This window comes from Polynucleobacter sp. HIN9, from assembly GCF_030297635.1.
GTDB lineage: Bacteria > Pseudomonadota > Gammaproteobacteria > Burkholderiales > Burkholderiaceae > Polynucleobacter.
The window spans coordinates 441034-463365 of the sequence record NZ_AP028140.1 but is presented as its reverse complement, the minus strand read 5'-3'; the positions used below and the strand labels follow the sequence as shown (position 1 = coordinate 463365).

At 48.2% G+C, this 22332-nt stretch carries 24 protein-coding genes; 10 read left to right on the top strand and 14 right to left on the bottom strand.

The genetic code is table 11. From position 1 onward, the window contains the following. Positions 1-47: 47 nt before the first annotated feature. From QUE62_RS02415 to QUE62_RS02375, 9 genes are all read right to left on the bottom strand, one after another. On the bottom strand, positions 48-1517 hold the full coding sequence (locus QUE62_RS02415; RefSeq protein WP_286224242.1) for a DegQ family serine endoprotease: 1470 nt from the start codon (positions 1515-1517) through the stop codon (positions 48-50). 46 nt (positions 1518-1563) lie between these two features. Continuing rightward, entirely contained in the window at positions 1564-2811 is a 1248-nt protein-coding gene (gene fabF / locus QUE62_RS02410; protein WP_286225788.1) for a beta-ketoacyl-ACP synthase II, read from the bottom strand. A gap of 19 nt (positions 2812-2830) precedes the next feature. After that, complete coding sequence (gene acpP / locus QUE62_RS02405) at positions 2831-3073, bottom strand: acyl carrier protein (protein WP_108508000.1); 243 nt, start codon at positions 3071-3073, stop codon at positions 2831-2833. Between the two features lie 79 nt (positions 3074-3152). After that, positions 3153-3896, bottom strand: a complete 744-nt coding sequence (gene fabG / locus QUE62_RS02400) for a 3-oxoacyl-ACP reductase FabG (RefSeq protein ID WP_286262065.1) — start codon at positions 3894-3896, stop codon at positions 3153-3155. Positions 3897-3910: 14 nt separating this feature from the next. Beyond that, entirely contained in the window at positions 3911-4849 is a 939-nt protein-coding gene (gene fabD, locus QUE62_RS02395) for an ACP S-malonyltransferase (RefSeq protein WP_286224238.1), read from the bottom strand. A gap of 15 nt (positions 4850-4864) precedes the next feature. Then, on the bottom strand, positions 4865-5851 hold the full coding sequence (locus QUE62_RS02390; protein WP_286262063.1) for a beta-ketoacyl-ACP synthase III: 987 nt from the start codon (positions 5849-5851) through the stop codon (positions 4865-4867). A gap of 2 nt (positions 5852-5853) precedes the next feature. Then, positions 5854-6864 carry a phosphate acyltransferase PlsX gene (plsX, locus tag QUE62_RS02385; RefSeq protein WP_286224236.1) on the bottom strand — a complete coding sequence of 337 codons (1011 nt, stop codon included), beginning with the start codon at positions 6862-6864 and terminating at the stop codon, positions 5854-5856. Between the two features lie 72 nt (positions 6865-6936). Further along, a complete protein-coding gene (gene rpmF / locus QUE62_RS02380) occupies positions 6937-7116 on the bottom strand; it encodes a 50S ribosomal protein L32 (protein WP_108507995.1) in 180 nt (59 codons plus the stop codon). Positions 7117-7189: 73 nt separating this feature from the next. Then, positions 7190-7774, bottom strand: a complete 585-nt coding sequence (locus tag QUE62_RS02375) for a YceD family protein (RefSeq protein ID WP_286262061.1) — start codon at positions 7772-7774, stop codon at positions 7190-7192. A 14-nt stretch (positions 7775-7788) separates the two neighbouring features. Between QUE62_RS02375 and QUE62_RS02370 the strand changes: the two genes are divergently transcribed. Next, a complete protein-coding gene (locus QUE62_RS02370) occupies positions 7789-8388 on the top strand; it encodes a Maf family nucleotide pyrophosphatase (protein WP_286262059.1) in 600 nt (199 codons plus the stop codon). A 1-nt stretch (position 8389) separates the two neighbouring features. Further along, positions 8390-9154 carry an SAM-dependent methyltransferase gene (locus QUE62_RS02365; protein WP_286224231.1) on the top strand — a complete coding sequence of 255 codons (765 nt, stop codon included), beginning with the start codon at positions 8390-8392 and terminating at the stop codon, positions 9152-9154. A gap of 2 nt (positions 9155-9156) precedes the next feature. Here the strand turns inward: QUE62_RS02365 and QUE62_RS02360 are convergent, their stop codons facing one another. Genes QUE62_RS02360 through QUE62_RS02350 form a run of 3 tightly spaced genes read right to left on the bottom strand, consistent with a single transcriptional unit; the run spans position 9157 to position 11880 of the window. Then, a complete protein-coding gene (locus tag QUE62_RS02360) occupies positions 9157-10116 on the bottom strand; it encodes a S49 family peptidase (protein ID WP_286262057.1) in 960 nt (319 codons plus the stop codon). Between the two features lie 4 nt (positions 10117-10120). Next, positions 10121-10828 carry an HAD-IA family hydrolase gene (locus tag QUE62_RS02355; protein WP_286224227.1) on the bottom strand — a complete coding sequence of 236 codons (708 nt, stop codon included), beginning with the start codon at positions 10826-10828 and terminating at the stop codon, positions 10121-10123. Further along, positions 10825-11880, bottom strand: a complete 1056-nt coding sequence (locus QUE62_RS02350) for an RluA family pseudouridine synthase (protein ID WP_286262056.1) — start codon at positions 11878-11880, stop codon at positions 10825-10827. The genes QUE62_RS02355 and QUE62_RS02350 overlap by 4 nt, the downstream gene beginning before the upstream one ends. A gap of 388 nt (positions 11881-12268) precedes the next feature. Here QUE62_RS02350 and QUE62_RS02345 point away from each other — a divergent pair, with 388 nt between their 5' ends. From QUE62_RS02345 to QUE62_RS02325, 5 genes are read left to right on the top strand one after another with little or no spacing between them, the layout of a single operon-like run. Further along, positions 12269-14833 carry an Rne/Rng family ribonuclease gene (locus QUE62_RS02345; protein ID WP_286262054.1) on the top strand — a complete coding sequence of 855 codons (2565 nt, stop codon included), beginning with the start codon at positions 12269-12271 and terminating at the stop codon, positions 14831-14833. A 24-nt stretch (positions 14834-14857) separates the two neighbouring features. Further along, complete coding sequence (gene moaA, locus QUE62_RS02340; RefSeq protein WP_286262052.1) at positions 14858-15973, top strand: GTP 3',8-cyclase MoaA; 1116 nt, start codon at positions 14858-14860, stop codon at positions 15971-15973. A 9-nt stretch (positions 15974-15982) separates the two neighbouring features. Further along, positions 15983-16588: a molybdenum cofactor guanylyltransferase MobA gene (gene mobA / locus QUE62_RS02335; RefSeq protein WP_286262050.1), complete on the top strand. Its 606-nt coding sequence runs from the start codon at positions 15983-15985 to the stop codon at positions 16586-16588. A 4-nt stretch (positions 16589-16592) separates the two neighbouring features. Beyond that, entirely contained in the window at positions 16593-17894 is a 1302-nt protein-coding gene (moeA, locus tag QUE62_RS02330; RefSeq protein WP_286262048.1) for a molybdopterin molybdotransferase MoeA, read from the top strand. A 12-nt stretch (positions 17895-17906) separates the two neighbouring features. Further along, positions 17907-18206, top strand: a complete 300-nt coding sequence (locus tag QUE62_RS02325; RefSeq protein ID WP_108507984.1) for a hypothetical protein — start codon at positions 17907-17909, stop codon at positions 18204-18206. 12 nt (positions 18207-18218) lie between these two features. Here the strand turns inward: QUE62_RS02325 and QUE62_RS02320 are convergent, their stop codons facing one another. Continuing rightward, complete coding sequence (locus QUE62_RS02320; RefSeq protein ID WP_286262046.1) at positions 18219-19205, bottom strand: 2-hydroxyacid dehydrogenase; 987 nt, start codon at positions 19203-19205, stop codon at positions 18219-18221. A 113-nt stretch (positions 19206-19318) separates the two neighbouring features. On the opposite strand from QUE62_RS02320, the gene fdxA reads away from it, so the two are divergent. The 3 genes from fdxA to QUE62_RS02305 are packed head-to-tail and all read left to right on the top strand — an operon-like array spanning position 19319 to position 20964. Continuing rightward, the gene (gene fdxA, locus QUE62_RS02315; RefSeq protein ID WP_108509308.1) at positions 19319-19642 is read left to right on the top strand and encodes a ferredoxin FdxA; all 324 of its coding nucleotides are present in this window, start codon (positions 19319-19321) and stop codon (positions 19640-19642) included. A 27-nt stretch (positions 19643-19669) separates the two neighbouring features. Continuing rightward, on the top strand, positions 19670-20464 hold the full coding sequence (locus tag QUE62_RS02310) for a thymidylate synthase (protein WP_286262044.1): 795 nt from the start codon (positions 19670-19672) through the stop codon (positions 20462-20464). Between the two features lie 29 nt (positions 20465-20493). Beyond that, positions 20494-20964, top strand: a complete 471-nt coding sequence (locus QUE62_RS02305) for a dihydrofolate reductase (protein ID WP_286262042.1) — start codon at positions 20494-20496, stop codon at positions 20962-20964. On the opposite strand, the gene pmbA is transcribed toward QUE62_RS02305, so the two are convergent. Further along, entirely contained in the window at positions 20965-22311 is a 1347-nt protein-coding gene (gene pmbA, locus QUE62_RS02300; protein WP_286262040.1) for a metalloprotease PmbA, read from the bottom strand. Positions 22312-22332 lie beyond the last annotated feature (21 nt).

Here is a 22332-nt window from a genome sequence, read left to right as displayed (position 1 = left end):
GGTGACTTTTTGGTCACCCCTTGATGGTTTTGCTCCTATATCCGGATTTACTTCTGAGCGGGTCGGATGGGTACCACGATGGTGGCATCACCGCGACGCACAAAAATAGGTACCGCCTTACTGGGGTCGAGGGTTTTGGTTACCGACTCAAATTGCTTGATCCCTGTAATATCGGCATCTCCAATTCGGACAATCACATCTCCAACCCGTAAACCTGCTCTAGCAGCGGCACCATCACCCACATTGGTAATTTCAACCCCACCTTTGCCACCCAATTCCTTATTTTTGGCCTCAGTCAATTCGGCAACACTGATACCCAATGATTTGTTTGCCGTGCCAGCTTGCGGAGCTGGAGTCTCTGACTTGCGTGCAACCGCTTTATCGGGCTCTGCATCCGCAACCACAACCGTTAGGTCACGTGTTGTCCCTTTGCGCCAAACTTTAACCGTTGCAGAGGTACCGGGTTTTGTCTCACCCACAATACGAGGTAGATCGGTGGACTTATTAATATCACGCCCGTTAAAGCTCAAGATCACATCACCGGCCTCAATGCCGCCCTTAGCTGCAGGCGCACCAGGTTCCACATTGCGGACAAAAGCGCCGCGTGGTTTACCAAGCCCAAGGCTCTCAGCCACATCTTTATTGATCTCACCAATCGCCACGCCAATTCGTCCACGCACTAAACGGCCGGTAGTTCTTAATTGATCTGCGACCCGAATGGCCTCATCGATTGGAATTGCAAATGAAATTCCCATATAGCCACCTGAGCGACTAAAGATTTGAGAATTAATACCAATCACTTGGCCAGCAGTATTGAGCAATGGTCCACCAGAGTTCCCGGGATTGACTGCGACATCGGTTTGAATGAATGGCAAATAGTCTCCTGTGTCACGGCTTTTGGCCGACACAATTCCAGCAGTTACGGTATTCTCCAAACCAAAGGGTGAGCCAATCGCTACAACCCACTCGCCCACTTTCACCTTAGAGGAGTCACCTAAAGGCAGCCTTGGTAAACCGGTGGCATCAATTTTTAGGACCGCAAGATCGGTACGCTTATCTGCGCCAAGTAGTTTTGCCTTGAACTCACGCTTATCTGTTAGGGTGACATAAATCGTTGTTGCACCTTCAACTACGTGTGCATTGGTCATCACAATTCCGTTGGAATCAATAATGAATCCCGAACCAACACCGCGTTCAATTTCTTCTGGTTGGCCACGTCGATTACCCTGACCGCGAGGGGTATTGGGTGCTCCTGGAAGCGGTACCCCAAAAAAGCGACGAAAGAATTCCGCTTGCTCATCAGGTATGCCTGGGACAGAGCCTTGAGCCTGTTGATTGGATAACCTCTCGGTAGTACGGATATTAACCACTGCGGGACTAGCCTTTTCAACCAATTCCACGAAATCTGGGATCGCTACCCGAGGAGGCTGAGTGTTTGTCTGAGAGGAAACCGTCGGTGAAAACGACAGGATTCCCCAGCTAAATACTGAGAAAACGACCAATAGAATTTTTTTCATACCAAATTGAGCTTTGCTCAACCCATTAGTTGCAATACTTCAGATATTAGGGCTTTTTCCCAAATATCAAGGTACCGTTGGTACCCCCAAATCCAAAATTGTTTTTCACAGCGTAATCAATTTTGAGATCCCTAGCAGTATTGGCGCAGTAATCAAGGTCGCATTCGGGGTCTTGATTAAAAATATTGATAGTCGGTGGTGATTTTTGATGGTGCAATGCAAGAACTGTAAAGACCGATTCAAGGCCCCCAGCGCCACCCAATAAATGGCCCGTCATCGATTTCGTGGAATTCACCACCACTTTTTTGGCATGATCGCCTAAAGCTGCCTTGATGGCATCTGTCTCATTCTTATCGCCCAAGGGTGTTGATGTGCCATGTGCATTTACATACTGAATCTGATCTACCGTAATACCCGCATCACGCATTGCATTGACCATGCAACGGCGCGGTCCATCCATATTGGGAGCGGTCATATGATACGCATCACCGCTCATTCCAAAGCCACATAACTCCGCATAAATTTTGGCACCACGCGCTTTTGCATGTTCGTACTCTTCGAGAACCATTACACCAGCACCCTCACCCAAAACAAATCCATCGCGGTCTTTATCCCAGGGGCGCGAAGCAGTTGCAGGATCATCATTACGGGTCGACAATGCCCTGGCAGCTGCAAAACCACCAATGCCCAGAGCAGAAATGGTCGACTCAGCGCCGCCGGCGATCATGACATCTGCGTCGCCATACTGAATTAAGCGAGCAGCCAAACCAATACTATGCAAACCGGTCGTGCAGGCGGTCACCGCCGCAACATTGGGACCCTTCAGATTAAAGAGAATACTCAAATGCCCAGAAATCATATTAATGATCGAGCCTGGCACAAAAAATGGTGAGATACGGCGCGGGCCACGAGACAGTAACTCGGCATTGGTATCCTCAATCATTGGTAAACCACCAATTCCTGAGCCGACTAACACACCAATTCGCTCGGAATTTTGATCGGTGACCTCTAAACCACTATCTTTAATCGCTTGGGTTCCGGCTGCGATTCCATAATGAATGAAGGTATCCATATGCCGAGCTTCTTTGGCAGAAATGTAGTCCTCGACATTGAAATCTTTAACCTCACCGGCAAAATGCACACTAAGTGCTGAGTGGTCAAACTTAGTGACTGTAGCAATACCAGTCTTGCCCGCAATTAGGTTATCCCATGCGGTTGCGACTGAATTGCCAACTGGTGAAATCAGACCTAAGCCGGTGACCACCACGCGACGTGGTTGATTTGATGCGGGCACGGCTTAGCCTAGATACGAATTAAGCCTGTCCAGCTTTCGTTTTTGCGAAATCAATCGCAAGCTGTACAGTGGTAATTTTTTCGGCCTCTTCGTCTGGTATCTCAATACCAAACTCATCTTCTAAGGCCATTACCAATTCAACTGTGTCAAGAGAGTCTGCGCCCAGGTCGTTCACAAAAGAAGACTCATTCTTGATGTCTGCTTCTGGCACGCCTAACTGCTCAGCCACAATTTTCTTAACGCGTTGTTCGATGTTGTCCATTCATTCCCTCCGGGACTTGTTAAAACGAATTACAGGATTTTATCAGTTTGTTTGTGACACCGATCATTTGACGGGAGACTCAAGCCAGATATAGGCCACCATTGACATGCAGGGTATTTCCAGTGATATAACCTGCCGCGGGAGAGGCCAAGAAAGCGACTGCCTGAGCAACATCCTCAGGGGTTCCTAAGCGAGCTAGAGGAATATTGGCTTTGAGGCTATTTTGCTGGTCTTCACTTAAAGCGCGGGTCATATCGGTATCGATAAATCCGGGTGCTACGCAATTCACAGTAATATTACGGCTACCAATCTCACGCGCCAGAGCACGGGTCATGCCAGCAACTCCCGCTTTAGCAGCCGCATAATTTGCCTGACCAGCGTTACCCATATGCCCAACAATCGAGGTGATATTAATAATCCGGCCTGATCGAGCCTTCATCATGGGTCGCAACACAGCCTGTGATAATTTAAATACCGAACTCAGATTAGTAGCAATCACATCGGACCACTCATCTTCCTTCATGCGCATTGCTAATTGATCCTTAGTAATGCCTGCGTTATTGACCAAAACATCAATGCGCCCAAATTGCTTGACGATCTCCTCAATCATTGCCTCACAGGCGGCTCCTTGAGTCACATCCAAGACCTTACCAATACCCTTAGATGCGCTCAATCGCTCGGAGATTGCATTCGCGCCAGACTCTGAGGTTGCGGTACCGATCACGATTGCGCCACAAGATGCCAATTCAGTGGCTATTGCCTGTCCGATACCGCGCGATGCGCCGGTTACTAGTGCTACTTGATTTGTTAAATCGAGGTTCATAAGAATTTCACAAATTAGGTTTTTAACTGTTGCAATGCGTCCATCAAGCTTGATTCGTCGGTAATCGCCATGCCTTGAAGTCGATCATCAATTCGTTTTGTTAGTCCAGCTAGTACTTTACCGGGACCGCACTCGACAACCTGAGTAACTCCACGATCAGCCATAGCGCGGATGGTCTCTTGCCAACGCACTGGCTTAGCCGCTTGACGAACTAAGGCATCTTTGATTTGTTCTGGGGTCTCGAGAATAGATACGTCCACATTATTAATCACTGGCACACAAGGCGCATGAAATTCAATGCCCTCTAAATAAGTCTTCAGCTTTTCGGATGCAGGCTGCAGGAGCGAGGAATGAAACGGGGCGGAAACCGGGAGGGGTAGAGCACGCTTAGCACCAGCTGCTTTAAGAAGCTCACATGCTTTGGCAACTGCCTCGGTCGCACCGGCAATCACAATCTGGCCAGGAGCATTGAAATTAACGGCCTCAACAACCTTGCCGCACTCACGGCTTGCAAGCGCGCACACCTCGATCACTTGCTGATCATCAAGCCCCAAAATTGCTGCCATGCCACCTGTGCCAACTGGCACCGCAGATTGCATGGCCTCTGCACGAAATCGCACCAAAGGTAAGGCATCTTTAAAACGAATCACTCCGGCAGCAACCAAAGCTGAATACTCACCCAAGCTGTGACCCGCAACTACGCTGGGCTTGGGTCCACCAGAGGCCAACCAAGCTCGATAGCAGGCTACCCCAGCGGTCAGCATCACCGGTTGAGTGTTGGTAGTTAGGGCCAATGCCTCGGCAGGCCCTTCGGCAATTAACTTACCAATGTTCTCACCCAGTGCATCGGATGCCTCTTGCAGCGTGGCATGCACTTCTGTTCGCGAAGCCAGGGAATTAAGCATCCCCACCGATTGTGAGCCTTGACCTGGAAATACAAATGCAAATGTCATATCAATTTTTTCTCATTAATAGCGCAATACAACCGCGCCCCAAGCAAAACCGCCCCCAACGCCTTCTAACAAAATATGCTGACCGCGCTTAATTTGACCCGATCGAATGCCATGATCGAGCGCCAGGGGAATCGATGCTGCTGAAGTATTACCATGCTCATGCACCGTAACAATCACTCGATCCATGGACATTCCCATTTTGCGGGCCGTTCCTTCCATAATGCGGATATTAGCTTGGTGCGGAACGAGCCAGTCAATTTGCTCAGGCTGCATATTGGCCTTTTGCAAAACTTCATGGGCAACCTGCTCTAACACCTTCACGGCTAATTTGAAGACAGATTGACCATCCATACGTAAAAAGGGAACTCCTTCAATCCCGCCGCAGCTTGCTCGTCCAGGGACGCACAAAATGTCACGTTGACTACCATCTGCATGCAAAGCGCTCGCTAAGATTCCGGCCTGATCAGAGGCTTCGAGCGCAACAGCACCCGCTCCATCGCCAAAAAGTACACAGGTACCGCGATCTTTGAAATCCAAGATTCGAGAGAATACTTCAGCCCCAATGACCAAAATCTTTTGATACATACCAGCACGAATGAATGCATCCGCCGTACTCAAGGCATATGAGAATCCAGCGCATACCGCCTGCACATCAAAGGCAGCACAACCATTCCTTAGACCTAATTTATCTTGAATCACGCATGCCGTGCTTGGAAAACCGCCTAGATGATCGGGGGTTGAGGTCGCCAAGATGATTAACTCAATATCATCGGCATTCCATTGCGCTTCCATCATTGCGCGCTGTGCTGCCTTGACCGCTAAATCGCTCGTTAACTCATCGGGCGCAGCAAAATGCCTAGATGAAATACCGCTGCGAGTTTTAATCCAATCATCACTGGTCTCAACACCCTCTTTGGCCAAACGGTCCACCAAATCTTGGTTACTCAGCCTTAATGCGGGCAAGTAACTGCCGGTTCCTGCAATTCGAGCAAATCGACCCATACTTATGTGGACCTCAATGTAAATGACTCAGCAATTTTCTCAACCATCCGATTCTTAGCGGCATCGTATGCACGCTCAAGCGAGACCTTAAAGGCAAAACGATCGGCAGAGCCATGGCTTTTGATCACACAACCCTTGAGACCCAATAAAACTGCACCGTTGTAGCGCCGATGATCGACCCGTTGACGTACTCTTTTCAACGGCAATAGAGCAGCAAGACCCATTAATTTGGTTAATATGGATCGATTAAATTCTTCACGGATCATACCGCTCATCATTTTCGCCAAGCCTTCGCTAGCTTTTAAAACAACATTACCAACGAAGCCATCGCAAACCACAATATCCGTGGTTCCCTTGAAGATATCGTTGCCTTCGACGTTGCCATAAAAATGCAATTGGCTTTGGCGCAATAGTTCCGCAGTTTGTTTAACCACCTCATTACCCTTAATGACTTCTTCGCCAATATTTAAAAGGCCGATCGAGGGTTTTGGATTGCCATTGACCACGCGCAACATCACATCAGCCATTTGCGCAAATTGTAAAAGGTGAATTGGCTCACAATCGGCATTTGCACCCAGATCAAGTACGGTAGTGCCTTTCCCCAACTCATTCGGTATCGCAGTTGCAATTGCCGGTCGATCAATCCCATCCAAGGTTTTTAAGATATAGCGGGAGATTGCCATCAATGCACCCGTATTGCCCGCAGAAATGGCGGCATCTGCCTTGCCATCACGCACCTGCTCAATGGCGACTCGCATGGATGAGTCTTTCTTACGACGCAGAGCAACTTCAATGGGATCGTCCATCAAGACAATTTCAGAGGCACCGAGAATCTGGAAGCGATCTAGTAAGTTTGGATTAGATTTGCGAACCGACTGCTCAATCGCTTGGGCGTTGCCAATTGCAAGAATCTTAGCGTCAGGATGATCTTGCAGAAAATCACAGCAGGCTGGGATAGTCACTTCTACCCCAAAATCCCCGCCCATAGCATCAACTGCCAGAGTGATACTCATTGAATATGTATAAAACGTCGATTCTGTTTAAGAAAAAAGCGGCCTGAGCCGCTTCGATCAAACAATGAGGAATTAGTCGTTCTTTGTTTTAACGACTTTACGACCACGGTAGTAGCCATTAGGGGATACGTGGTGGCGCAAGTGGGCCTCACCGGTAGTGGACTCTACTGCGATTGCGGGTGCAGTCAAAAAGTCGTGTGCGCGATGCATGCCACGCTTTGAGGGGGATTTTTTATTTTGTTGGACGGCCATAATGAACTCCTAAGCAAGGCGCAATTCTAGCATAGAAAGTGGTAAAAACCCGCATTCGCCAGCAAAATGATGGCTATTTCTTGAGGTTTTTCAGTACCTTAAAGGGATTGGGCTTTTCCAAGTCAGCCCCGATTTGCCGCAATTGACACTGGCCGACCGGGTGTTTGGGGGCGTGAGGCAGTGCTAGCAAAATCTCATCTTCGATCGCTTCAAGCAAATTAAAGTGGGTTGAGGCGACCATTGCCTCCTCATCATCGCGATCCATGGGGAATTGATCTGCCTCTACTTCCGTTCTTAAAAAAACGTAGGTCTTTTGTATTTCCAACTCTAATGCCATGGGGTCTAAGCACCGTTGACAGGCAATCGCCATCCGCCCTCGAATCTTTACCTCCATGAACGGCCGGCCATCACGATGCAAACTAACAATTTGGCAATCAAATCCATCGCCTGGGCTCACAGAGGCTGATTCGGCTAAAAGTCTTGGAAAATCGGCAAACTGGATAAATCCCTCGCCTTGGTAAGAGACAGGCGCTAACATATCAACTCTTAGCAAAGAACTGGGGTTGATTTCTAAAGATTGAATTGGGTAAGGCGAGTTTTGTGTCATCCGATCGACGTTTTGCAATTCATTCAAACTATTGACATTATCAAACATCATTCAGTTACTCATTCATGCCGTCCGCCCCCACCCTGATTCTTGCCTCAAGCTCACCCTATCGACAGCAGCTGCTTGAACGACTTGGGATGCCATTTGTAGCGATTGCACCCAACCTAGATGAATCCCCCCTGCTCGGCGAGACTCCAAAAAATCTCACGCTTCGGTTAGCGCAAGCAAAAGCACAGGCGATCGCATCCTTGCACCGGAACGCGTGGGTGATTGGCTCCGATCAAAGCGCTGATTTAAATGGTCACATGATTGGCAAGCCAGGTTCGCACGCCGCCGCCTTAGCTCAACTCAAACAAATGCAAGGTCAGGCTGTTGTTTTTCATACATCGCTTTGCCTAATCGGTCAGAATTTTTGCAAAACAATCCATGTCCCAACCACGGTTCAATTTCGTAATCTACCCGAGCAGGTTCTGGATCAATACCTCCGCCTTGAGAAACCCTATGATTGCGCTGGTAGCGCTAAATCAGAAGGTATGGGAATTATTCTTCTCGAAAAAATTGAGAGCGAAGATCCAACCGCGCTGATTGGTTTACCGTTAATTGCCTTAACAAGCCTATTTCTTGAAGCGGGAATTTCTCTGCCTGCGACTCAAGACTCTCAATAGCATGCAAATTGGTAACTTATATTTGGTACCCAATACATTAGGTAGTGAAAACCGAGCTGCGCAACTCCATCACGTCATACCAGCCGAGAACCTTCGGCAAATTGCCAAGATCAAGTATTGGATTGTGGAAGACGCCAAAACAAGTCGTGCATTTTTAAATGCCGTTCATGAAATCGAACCACTGCATCATTCATTACAAGAGATGGTGATACAAGAGTGGCGCGGCCCGGACCGCAAACATGCCTTAAGTCTTAAACCGGAGGAATTGCTTACTCCCATTCAAGCGGGGCATGATGTGGGCCTCTTATCAGAAGCAGGTGTTCCGGGGGTTGCCGATCCTGGCGCAGAGATTGTCCAAGTCGCACATCAGTGGGGGGCCAAAGTGAAGCCCTTAGTCGGCCCCAGCTCGATCTTGCTTGGGCTGATGGCAAGCGGTCTTAATGGTCAGTTTTTTCAATTCAATGGATATCTTCCTGTCGAAGGTGCAGAGCGTTCAAAAAAACTCAAGGAGTTAGAGGGGGCCTCTAGGCAGCGCCGCGAGACCCAAATTTGGATTGAAACTCCCTATCGAAATACCGCAATGCTGCAAAGCTGCTTGAGCTCACTATCTCACCAAACGCGACTCTGTGTAGCAATCGATTTAACACTGAGTAGTGAGTGGGTGTGGACAGGGCCAATTGATTCTTGGCGCAAGCGCTATACCAAACCTGAAGCACTCTCCGATCTCATCAAAAATAAGCCTGCTATTTTTTTGATGCTGGCTTAGTTTTACCGCATCTCCGCGCTTCGCGATAAGGCCTTGCTAATCGCAGCACCGGTCTCTGCCCCAAAGCGCTTTGCGACACGCTCAGCAAAATTCTCTTTCAAGGTGTACTCCACCACATCAGGGGTTTTTAAAAGATCACGTGCGACAGAATCAACTGTGCCATAACCATCGACCAATCCCAACTGAACTGCCTGTTCGCCATTCCAGACGCGACCCGAAAAAATATCCGGATCATTCTTTAGGCGCTCGCCACGACCCTCTTTCACGACATTAATAAATTGCTGATGGATTTCATCAAGCATTTTTTTAACCATCTCAACTTGCTTGGGATTTTCTTTAGAGAAGGGGTCGAGCATGCCCTTATCCGACCCCGCTGTAATCAAGCGTCGCGAGATGCCCATCTTATCCATCAGCCCCGTAAATCCAAAGCCACCCATGACGACTCCAATCGAGCCAACAATACTGGCTTTATCCACCAAAATCTTGTCTCCAGCTACAGCCACATAGTATCCACCGGAAGCACAAACATCTTCGACCACGACATAAAAGGGTTTATCAGGATACAAGCCGCGTAAACGTTTAATCTCATCATTAATCATGCCGGCTTGCACGGGAGAGCCGCCTGGACTATTGATGCGGAGTACTACCCCGGCAGCCTCTTTGCTTTCAAATGCGGCGCTTAATGCCGAATTAATATCCAAAGCATTTGCAACCGAATTGGGTGAGATCTCACCCTCAATGCTAACGAGTGCGGTATGTTTGCCACTACCCCCGCCGCCGGGTAAACCAATGTCAAAGATTTGTGTGACTAGGCCCACCAACACAACCAAGGTCAAGATACGCAGAATAGCTCGCCAACGTCTTGCCTTGCGATTTTCTTTTAGGTTCTCAAGCAAGAGATGTTCGAGAGCGCTACGCTCCCACTGCGCATTGGAATTGGATGACTCGGGGTTTTGATTCATACACTTAGCTCGCTTTACTGAATTCGGCAGGATCTTGGAATGGTTGATGCAAATTCTGCATCAACCAGTTTCCCAAAGTCTCTACATTATCAAAGCAAGCCAAAGAATTTGCAGACCGCAAGGCATCGGCCGGATGGGCGCCATAAGTGACTGCGATCGCATCCACTCCAGCCGCTTGGGCCATCTGAAGATCGTGCGTCGTATCGCCAATCATCAGCATCTTGCGAACTGGAACTTGAAGACGATCCGATAAGTCCATCAACATACCCGGGTGGGGTTTGGCAAAGGACTCATCCGCAGTTCGTGTGTCATGAAATAGATGCTCTAACTGATGATGACGCAAGGATCGATCGAGCCCGCGCCTAGGCTTACCGGTTGCAACTCCCAACATAAAACCCTGAGTCTTTAAGCTCTCAAGCAAGTCTCGCATGCCCCCAAAAAGATGCAACTCATGATCCTTTGCTAAATAGTGATAGCGAAAACGATCAACGAGCGTTGGAAAATGCTTCGGGTCGATAGTCGGCACGACACGTCTTAGTGAATCATGAATACCCAAACCAATTACATAGCTCGCAATCGAGTCCCCGGGTACCGGGAAATCGAGGTCTCGGCAGGCTTGCTGAATGCACTGAACAATCGTTGGCGTGGAATCCATAATCGTGCCATCCCAGTCCCACACGATTAGCTCATAGCGACGTTCGTTTGTCTTCAATCGATCTCTTTCGGTTGTAGCGTTTTAGCCAAAAAACGACTGTCCCATTGTGCGAGAAAATCATGAAACCGTTTTGGCAGATCGGCTTCAATACGCATTTTCTCCAAAGTTTTAGGATGCGAAAAGACCGCAAGATGCGCATGGAGAAAAAGTTGCTTAACTTTCAACTCCTTATCTCCGGCTTCCAATCCATATTTATCATCTCCCAAGATTGGGTGCCCAATTTTTTGCAAATGCACCCGAATTTGATGCGTTCTCCCAGTTTTTAACTGTGCTTCAACTAATGTAAAACTCGCGCCATCTCGTTGAAAGAGCTCAGTAACCCGAATGTTGGTGTGACTTTCTTGTCCTTTTGGGTCCACCCGAACCCGACGCTCATCGTTCTCTAGCAAATATTTCAACAGAGGAAACTTTAGTTGCTTCGTGCCACTGATTGCATCCATTGCTCCATGGGCGATTAAACGATAACGCTTATCAGTTAAACCTTCCCGAATCTGCCGATGCATTTCCAGAAGCGCGCTGCGCTTCTTTGCCATGATCAGGATTCCCGAAGTATCTCGGTCTAAGCGATGGACCAGCTCCAAAAATGAATTCTCTGGCCTTGCCTTACGAAATAACTCGATAGCCCCTAACTGAACACCCGAACCTCCATGGACCGCCAGCCCAGAGGGTTTATCAATCACCAATAAATATTCATCCTCAAACAAAATGGGGATATCTGTTGCCAGGGTTTTAGCCTGTGCTTCCGAGATGACTTGATCCAATTTCTTAGGTTCAGCCAATCGGGTGGGGGGCAAGCGAACCACATCGCCCTCAACCAGACGAGAGCTTGGCAACGCCCTTTTTTTGTTAATCCGCACCTCGCCTGAGCGAATAATTCGGTAAATATGGCTTTTTGGAACCCCTTTAGCCCACCTTAATAAATAATTATCCAGTCGCTGACCGGCAAAATCCGGTCCCACGGTTTCCAAAACAGCTGCCAAAACCTTAGTTTTAGGGGCATCCTTGCTTGAAATACGTGGTTTTGAGGGGGGCTTTAGCGATTTATTCATTGGAATATTCCCATTGTCGACCGTTTTGTGTCCTATAATCAAGGCTCTAAGTCATTGATGACTAAGAATTTGAATTCCGGAGCTTGGAGTCGCCCATGAATAGACTCCCGGGGTTGCCCCTCTCCCGTTTTAATGAGGCGCAAGGGTTGGCGTGATATTTGCCGCGACCCCCGAAAGCAGATGACCGTTTTTAAAACGAGCGCCTACATTGAGAACTAAAGGACATCTCTGTGGCGAGCGTTCATGTGAGACCCAAGCCAATTTGATTGGTATTTTTCCTGTTTAGGAACTTTGTTTGTCTCACCCCAGTACTCTGGGGATTTTCCTCAGAGCATATTTGTCATCCACTTCGTGTCGCTCAAGTCCGCCTCCCATTTAGGAGAGTGTTATGAAGCGCATGTTATTCAATGCAACGCAACAGGAAGAGTTGCGGGTTGCCATCGTTGATGGTCAAAAACTAATCGATATCGATATTGAAACTGCCGGCCGCGAACAGCGCAAAGGCAATATTTATAAAGGGGTCATCACCCGTATTGAGCCGTCTTTAGAGGCCTGCTTCGTCAACTATGGCGAGGAGCGGCACGGTTTTTTACCTTTTAAGGAAGTTGCAAGAACCTACTTCAAGGATGGTATTGATGTCCGCAATGCGTCGATCAAGGATGCACTGAGAGAAGGTCAAGAAATCATTGTTCAGGTTGAAAAAGAAGAGCGCGGTCAAAAAGGCGCTGCCCTGACCTCCTTTATCTCCCTAGCAGGTCGCTATCTAGTATTAATGCCAAACAATCCGCGTGGAGGTGGTGTATCGCGCCGCATTGAAGGTGAGGATCGGCAAGAGTTACGCGAAGCCATGGCGCAACTTGAGGTACCCGACGGAATGAGCATCATTGCTAGAACGGCAGGAATCGGTCGGGATGCCACCGAGTTGCAGTGGGACCTTAATTACCTCATGCAATTATGGAAAGCCATTGATGAGGCAGCCAAAGCAAACTCAGCACCCTTACTCATTTACTTAGAGTCGAGTCTTGTGATTCGCGCCATTCGCGATTATTTCCAGCCCGATATTGGCGAGATTTTGATCGATACCGATGATATTTATGAGCAAGCCCAGGCATTTATGTCAGTGGTGATGCCGGATAACTTGCCTCGGGTGAAGCGTTATCAAGATGACGTCCCCCTCTTTTCGCGATTCCAAATTGAGCATCAAATTGAAACCGCCTATTCCAGAACCGTTCCCCTACCTTCTGGCGGCGCGATCGTCATCGATCACACGGAGGCCTTGGTATCGGTCGATGTGAACTCCGCACGCGCAACGCGTGGGTCGGATATTGAAGAGACGGCAACCCGAACCAATCTCGAGGCGGCCGATGAAATTGCACGGCAAATGCGCCTGCGTGATCTTGGCGGTCTAATCGTGATTGACTTCATCGACATGGAGTCCTCGAAGAGTCAGCGGGACGTTGAAAATCGTCTGCGCGATGCCTTGCGCCATGATCGCGCACGGGTGCAAATGGGCAAGATTTCAAAGTTTGGTTTGATGGAGCTCTCGCGTCAGCGTTTGCGCCCTGCTCTATCAGAAGGTAGTCACGTTACCTGCCCACGATGCAATGGAACCGGTCATATTCGTGATACCGAATCCTCTGCATTACAAGTCCTGAGAATTATTCAGGAAGAGGCCATGAAAGAGAATACGGCTGCAATCCACTGCCAGGTACCAGTAGAGGTGGTTGCATTCTTGCTCAATGAAAAGCGTGCTGAAGTGATCAAGATTGAGACGCGCTTTAAGGTGCATATTTTGATGATCCCGAATAAGCATCTGGAGACCCCTCATTACAAATTAGAACGTCTGCGTCATGATGACCCTCGCTTAGATGAGCAAAAACTGAGCTACGTCATGGTGGAAGAAGCCGCGCGCGAGCTTGAAACCGATGCAGTCATTGGTCGCAAAAACGACGAAGTGCGAGCTCGCCCTGAGGCCGCAGTGAAAGGGATTACCCCAAGTCAACCGGCACCTGTCGCATCACCGCGTCCGGTTCGGGATTCCAAACCAAGTTCCTCGACTCCAGAGTCAGGTGGTTTCCTCGGGTTTATCAAAAAACTATTTTCCTCAAGCGCTCCAACGGCAGCCCCAGAGACAAAACCAAATCTGCGCTCTGAAAATCGTGGCCGTAATGGTGATCGCAACCGCAATAGGGGTCGCAATCGCAATGAAAAAAATCAGCGTACCGATTCATCTGATCGCATGGAGAAAACTTCTGAGCCAACCGAAGCTGCAGCAAATCGCCCATCGCGTTCAGAAGGTCGTGGCCGTAACCGCAGTGAACGACAAAATACCCAAGAGAAGCTAGAAAGTGCTAATCCAGCACCGCAAGTGGTTGGTGCCACCGATGAGTCTGAAAGCGCTGGGGACGAACGCCGCCGTGGACGTAACCGTCGAGGTCGTGGCCGTAACCGTGGCGATCGAAATGAGCGCAACGAGACTGGTAACTCAGCAATCAATTCAGAATCCAATCCAGGCTTTCCGATGGGGCTAGGTGGTCGCTCGGCATCGGTGCCGCTGACTCGAATTGTGAGCACTTTCCGAGAGTCCACCGGAGGACGACGTCCGAATCAGCGTCGGGAGCGACGTGAGGAAGCAAGCCCAATCGTGACTGAACCGATGAATGTGCCCGCGATGAGTCTAGAAGTGGCTACTACAGCACCTCTACCTGAACTACCCAAAGTAGCATTCACACCCTTAGCTGAAGAACCATTAAAGGATGTCGTGCAAGGAGCGGGAATGGTTTGGGTGGGAACAGATCAATCGAAATTAGCAGAAGTTCAAACCCAGATTCAGGCAGAAATCCCGGCGCCCCGCGTTCCGCGAGTGCCTAAAGCGCCTGCAAGCCTCCCAATAGGCCCGATGGTGCTGGTCGAAACAGGTGGCCAAGAAAAAACCATCGATAAAACGATTTAGTCGTTTAAGGCCATAATGTGAATTATGGTGAAGCCCGTCATACCGATACGCAAAGAGACCCCCAGGGGTCCTTTGCCATTGATCCCAAACATACTCAGCGAGGCCCATAGTCGCACCCTTGATCGTCGACAGCGGCCATTACGTGATTTACGCATCTCGGTTACCGATCGTTGTAATTTTCGGTGCACCTACTGCATGCCCAAAGAGGTATTTAATCAAGACTATCCATATCTCGCACAATCCGAATTATTAAGTTTTGAAGAGATTCATCGCTTAGCCACGATTTTTGTTTCTCTTGGGGTTGAAAAAATTCGCTTAACTGGTGGTGAGCCCTTGCTTCGTAAAGATCTCGAAACCTTAATTTCTATGCTTGCCAAGCTTCGGACACCCAAGGATCAGGAATTAGACCTAACACTTACAACCAATGGCAGTCTATTGAGCAAAAAATCAACGCTCCTAAAAGAAGCAGGCTTGCAACGACTCACGGTCAGTCTGGATGCGCTCGATGATTCAGTCTTCAAGGCGATGAATGACGTCGACTATCCAGTCAGCGATGTGCTCAAAGGAATTGAGGCAGCACAAAAGGCGGGCTTCGAAGGCATCAAAGTCAATATGGTGGTTAAGAAAGGGGTGAACGACCACGAGATCCTACCAATGGCGAAGTATTTTCGTAATCGCGGCATCACCCTACGCTTTATTGAATTTATGGATGTTGGCTCTTCAAATGGCTGGAACCTAGATCAAGTTCTGCCATCTGCTGAAGTGATTGCCAAGATTTCTGAGCACTTCCCTCTTGAGCAAGTCGATCCCAATTACGCCGGCGAGGTCGCTCAACGCTGGCGGTATCAGGATGGAGCTGGCGAAATTGGTGTGATCTCCAGCGTGACCCAAGCGTTTTGTCATGAATGCTCCCGTGCCCGGCTATCCACAGATGGTCAACTGTTTTTATGTTTATTTGCTACCGAAGGATTTGATTTTAAAACTCTCATTCGATCTGGTCGTTCTGATCTTGAAATTGCAAACGCTGTTATGCAAACATGGTCAAATCGCGATGATCGCTACTCCGAGATCAGACACCTTCACACCAAGGATTTAGAACGCAAGCAAGGTAAAGTTGAAATGTCCTATATTGGTGGCTAGGACCTGCCGATGATTGCGCGTTCTGAAATTACCGGACTATTACTTGCTGGCGGTCGAGCGCAGCGCATGGGCGGTATCGATAAGGGCTTAGTGCGGTTTCAAGGCAAGCCTTTAATCGAACATGCCATTCATCGCCTTGCACCACAGGTCTCGAGTTTGCTAATTAACGCCAATCGTAATCAGGATATCTATTCACACTATGGTTACCCTATTGTGATTGATGAAAACCAGGATTTTGCTGGTCCCTTAGCGGGCTATCTAGCTGGCCTGAAGACTTGTAAAACACCGTATCTGGTGACTGCTCCCTGCGATTCTCCACTTTTTCCGACCGATTTAGTCGTAGTACTCGCTGATCAAATGGAAAAAGAAGATGCGAATATTGCCTATGCGTCAAGTCATGATTCTGAAGGGAAAATTTGGGCACAGCCAGTCTTTTGTCTAATGAAACGAGAAGTACTTCAGTCCTTAGAAGAGTTTTTGGCTAATGGACAACGCAAGATTGATCGCTGGTTTGCATCTCAAGATGCATGCACAGCTATATTTGCAAATGAATCTGCATTTGCCAATGCCAATACTCCGGAAGAGCTAGCTCAATTAGAAAAATTTACCAACTAAAGATATGGAAACCAATAAAGCAAATCAAGAGTTCCAATCGGATTTTTTGTCTGTAACGGATGCACGGCAAGCTATTGCTGACTTAATTAGATCAAGTTACGAATTGTCGGCAATGCATCTCAGAAAAGAGACCTTGCCCCTCCATCAATGCCTTGGTCGCATCTTGGCGGGCGATCTTTTATCCCCGATCAATGTTCCTTCCCATGATAACTCTGCCATGGATGGGTATGCGTTCAATAGCAGTGAACTATCTGATGATCGCCAAAATCTTGAATTAACTATTATTGGAACACTGCATGCTGGGCAAACTGAAATGCTTACCGTCAAGCCTGGGCAATGCATCAAGATCATGACGGGTGCCTTGATGCCCGCAACTTGCGACACGGTTGTCCCCCAGGAATTTACCATGACTCTTAGCAATGGTCTGGTGAGCTTTTCCAGTGACATCGTTCGTGCTGGCGAGAATCGTCGCTTACGGGGCGAAGATTTGCAGTCGGGCAAAGCAGCCATTTTGCAGGGCCGAATTTTGCGCCCTGCTGACCTAGGTCTTGCGGCATCCTTGGGCATTCATCAGCTTGAAGTCTATCAGCGGACCAAGGTGGCAATCCTCTCTTCTGGCAATGAGCTCTGCGATATCCATGAGTCTTTAGCACCTGGTAGGATTTTTGACAGCAATCGCTATAGTCTGCGCGCCTGCCTTGAGCGACTGGGTATGGAGGTGATTGATTGTGGGATCGTGCGAGATAACCCCGACGATCTTCGCAGGGCTTTCATTGCCGCAGCTCAAACGGCCGACGTCATCATCTCCTCAGGTGGAGTCTCGGTTGGGGAGGCGGATTTCACTAAGCAAATGATGGAGGAGTTGGGCGAGGTTGGATTTTGGAAAATTGCCATGCGCCCTGGTCGACCCATGGCATTCGGCAGCCTAAAGCCAAGTTCGAGCAAGCCTAGCCCAACCGTATTTTTTGGCTTACCCGGTAACCCCGTGGCGGTGATGGTGACCTTCTATCAATTTGTCCGCAATGCACTATTGCAACTAAATGGTGCCAAACGGGTTGAGATCCCTTTGATTCCAGTTCGATCTGCTGTGGGAATTCGAAAGAAATCCGGTCGTACAGAGTTTCAACGGGGGATTCTATTTCAGGATGGCCGGGGTCAATGGGCCGTTAAAACAACGGGTAGCCAAGGCGCTGGGATTTTGCGCTCCATGAGTGAAGCGAATTGCTTCATCATTCTTCACCATGATCAGGGAAATATTGCGCCTGGCGATTGGGTGGATGTAGAGATTTTTGATGGACTGCTTTAAGATGGCGGGATCATGAAATTTACTAAAAAAGAGATTGTGTTTTTAGATCCCATGCATACCGCCAAAACCTTGGTTTTGGTTTACTTATGCTTTTCGGTCCCCATCGTTTTATTGGCACTCTTTGTCGCCTTTATTCGAGATGGGTCGATTCCGGGTTTTACGGTGATTTCTGCCCTGGTCCTAAATGCGATTTTGGGCTTTGGTCTCTTATGGATCGCCTGTAAGGTCTATAACTGGGTTGCGGAAAAGTTTGGCGGCATTGAGCTTGCGCTCAAAGAACTCACCGAAGAGACCGACGATATTCAGCAATAAGGACTAACTGAATTAGGCTTGCCACAATTCGGCATTGATCAAACTCGGCGGACGTTTTCCCTCGAGAGCTGCGCTAAGGTTTTCAGCCGCTAACGCAATCATGGCACGTCGAGTTTTTTCAGTCGCACTGGCAATATGGGGCGCCAGTACCACATTACTTAACTTGAGCAACTCCGGATGAACTTTCGGTTCTCCCTCAAAAACATCAAGACCTGCGGCAAAGATTGTTTTTGCTTTTAATGCAGCCGCCAAAGCTGCATCATCCACAATACCACCACGGGCAATGTTAACTAGCGTAGCAGTCGGTTTCATTAGCGCAATTTCTTTGGCGCCGATTAGATGATGGCTCTCTGCAGAGTATGGCACCACCAAGATCACATGGTCAGCTTCGCGAAGTAGGGTTTCTTTATCAAGATATCGAGCACCACACGCTTTTTCATCCGCCTCGCTTAAGCGTTTACGGTTGTGATAAACCACTTTCATCCCAAAACCTAAGGCACGCTTAGCAATACCCTGCCCAATTCGACCCATACCAATAATACCCAAGGTGCTGTGGTGCAAATCCATGCCCAAGGGATTGTGCACGATAGACCATTTATCCCATTGGCCATTTCGGATCCAATGCTCGGATTCTGTGATCCGACGGGCAGTAGCCATTAGCAGCGCAAAGCCAAAATCAGCGGTTGTATCAGTCAATACATCCGGAGTATTTGTTGCCATGACTTTGGCTGCAGTCATCGCTGGTACATCAAAATTGTTATAGCCAACCGAAATATTGGCTACGATTTTCAGGCGCTTTGCATCGGCCAAGGCGCTTTGATCGATTCGCTCACTGCCAGTCACTAATGCCCCATCTACATTCGCTAAATGGTTACGCAATTCATCCGGGGCAAACACCTGATCAGCCTGGTTAGATATCACCTCATAACGATCCTGTAGTTTTACTAAATCATCTGGAAAAATGGCGCGGGCAACGAGGATTGTTGGTTTGGTTGTCATGGCTCTGTATGGGGTGTGATATCGGTGGAATCAAGACTTTACACCATTTGGGATAAAATCTAGTGATTGATTATTTTCGTGTTTTTGATGGTATTTATTCTTCAGAGCGAGCTATGACCTACGTTGTCACTGAATCCTGTATTCGTTGTAAATACACCGATTGCGTTGATGTATGCCCTGTTGACTGTTTTCGTGAGGGTCCGAACTTTTTAGCAATTGATCCGGATGAATGCATTGATTGTGCGGTATGCGTACCAGAGTGTCCTGTCAATGCGATTTACGCAGAAGATGATGTGCCAGGTGATCAGCAAAACTTTATTGCAATCAATCTTGAGCTTGCGAAGCAATGGCCTAGCATTACAAAATCCAAGGCGCCTCTCGCCGATGCGGATGATTGGAAAGATGTCAAAAGTAAGCTTGAGCATCTCGAGAAGTAATATCAAACTGCACTGACTTAATTTCGCATGCGCCAATTTCACGAACTCATGCACCATGTTCTAGAACATGGTGCTGAAAAATCGGATCGCACCGGAACTGGAACTTTATCGGTTTTTGGCTATCAGATGCGCTTTAACCTCGCAGAAGGCTTTCCACTGGTTACCACGAAAAAGCTTCACCTGAAATCCATCATTTATGAGCTTTTATGGTTTCTGAGTGGTAATACGAATAATCAATGGCTCAAAGAGCGTGGCGTATCCATTTGGGACGAGTGGGCCGCTCCCAATGGGGATCTTGGACCGGTTTATGGCTACCAATGGCGCTCCTGGCCCACACCCAATGGCGAGCACATCGATCAAATTAAAGAGGTTATTCATACAATTAAAACCAATCCGGATTCCCGCCGGATTATTGTCTCCGCTTGGAATGTTGCTGATATTCCCAAAATGGCCTTGGCGCCCTGTCACGCCTTCTTTCAGTTTTATGTCGCCAATGGAAAACTCTCGTGCCAACTCTATCAGCGTAGTGCCGATATTTTTCTGGGTGTACCTTTTAATATTGCCAGCTACGCATTGCTAACACATATGGTTGCAGAGCAATGTAATTTACAGCCTGGTGAGTTTATCTGGACCGGTGGAGATTGTCATTTGTACAGCAACCACCTGGAACAGGTGAAGCTTCAGCTATCACGCACGCCCTATCCATTGCCGAGCCTTAAGATTCATCGCAAACCTGAGTCGATCTTTGATTATCAGTTTGAAGACTTTGAAATCGTGGGCTATGAGTCCCATCCCCATATTAAAGCCCCGGTTGCGGTCTAAATAAATTGATAACAAAACCTGCTATATCGATGATCGTTGCTCGCTCACGCAACCATGTGATCGGCAAAGACAATCAAATGCCCTGGAAGATCTCGGCCGATTTGCAATTTTTTAAGAAAGTAACCATGGGTTACCCAATTATTATGGGGCGTAAGACCTGGGAATCGATTGGTAGACCCTTACCTGGAAGACGCAATATCGTGGTTAGTCGCAATTCTGACTATCAGGCAAATGGGGCTGAGCTTGTCTCGTCGCTTGAAGAGGCCTTGCAATCATTGCGCGAGTTTGAGCGAGTGTTTGTGATTGGTGGTCAACAATTATTTAATCAAGCTTTTCCATTAGCAGATCAGCTCTTCGTTACCGAGATTGAGCTGGAGGTCGAGGGCGATACCTTTTTTGAGATTCCCGATCCGCAGAATTGGCAAATTATGGAGCAGCTTGCGGCAAGCGAAGGTGATATTCAGTTTAGTTATGTGACCCTAAATCGAGTTCGTCACTAACTATTTACCACCAATCGTCATCGAACCGATCAAAATAGAGCCCGTTTCTTTGGTGCCACGAATAATGGTGTCGTCTGCCACTGCGGCAATATCCATCAACATCTCTTTGAGATTACCCGCAATCGTAATCTCTTCAACCGGATGCTGAATCTCTCCATTCTCTACCCAGTAACCAAATGCACCACGTGAGTAATCCCCGGTCACGTAATTCACGCCCTGACCCATAAGTTCTGTCACCAGCAGACCGGTACCCATTTCTTTGAGTAAACCAGGCAAACCTCCGGACGGGGTATTTTGACTGTGCAATTTCAAGTGATGAGCACCACCGGCATTGCCGGTGGTTTGCATTCCTAACTTACGAGCTGAATAACTGGATAAAAAATATCCTTGCAGCTCTCCCTTGGCAACGACTGAGCGCGCTTGGGTACGAACCCCCTCCTCATCAAAAGGAGCGCTACCGGTCTGTCGTTTTAAGTGCGGTAATTCAAATAAATCAAGATGACTTGGCATCACAGGTTTACCAAGACTGTCTATTAAAAAACTAGAGCGTCGGTAAAGTGCGGCCCCTGAAGTTGCTTGCACTAAAGATCCGATCAGCCCAACCGCAATGGGAGCCTCAAAAATGACTGGGCAACGACGCGTACTTAATGACTTCGCATTTAAACGAGAGAGAGCGCGTTGGGCCGCATATCGACCAATCAAGCTTGGTTTAGCAAGTTCGGTGGGTACCCGAGAGGTACTGTACCAATCATCGCGCTGCATCGAACTGGTCTTCCCCGTTGCATTCGCAATCGGAGCACATGAAATAAAGTGTCTTGAGTATGGATAACCGCCGATAAATCCGTTACTGGTCCCCAACATAAAGTGCGCTTGATGCGCAGATACCGAGGCTCCATCGCTATTAACAATGGCTCGATCGACCGCAAAAGCCGCTTTCTCTGCCTGCCGTGCAATTGCAATCGCTTTTTTACTGTCAATTTCCCATGGATGAAATAAATCCAAATCCAATGGGTAGTGCTCTAGCAGATCTGGGTCGGCCAATCCAGCGCAATCATCTTCTGCAGTGTGTTTAGCAATATGGAAAGCGGCTTGCACCGTGGTTCGTAATGACTCGGGTGAGAAGTCGCTGGTGCTGGCATTGCCTCGGCGCTGACCCAAATAAATACTAACCCCGACTTGCTTGTCAACACTCTGCTCAATCGTCTCTACCGCACCTTTGCGAACCGTGACGGATAAGCCATGGCCCTCTGAAATTTCAGCGGCGGCATCTGTGGCTCCAACTCGCTTGGCTTCTGCCAAAATAAAGTCAATAATGATTCTGAACTGATCTTGTGAATATGCAAACATCTTCTAATGATAGCTAGAATA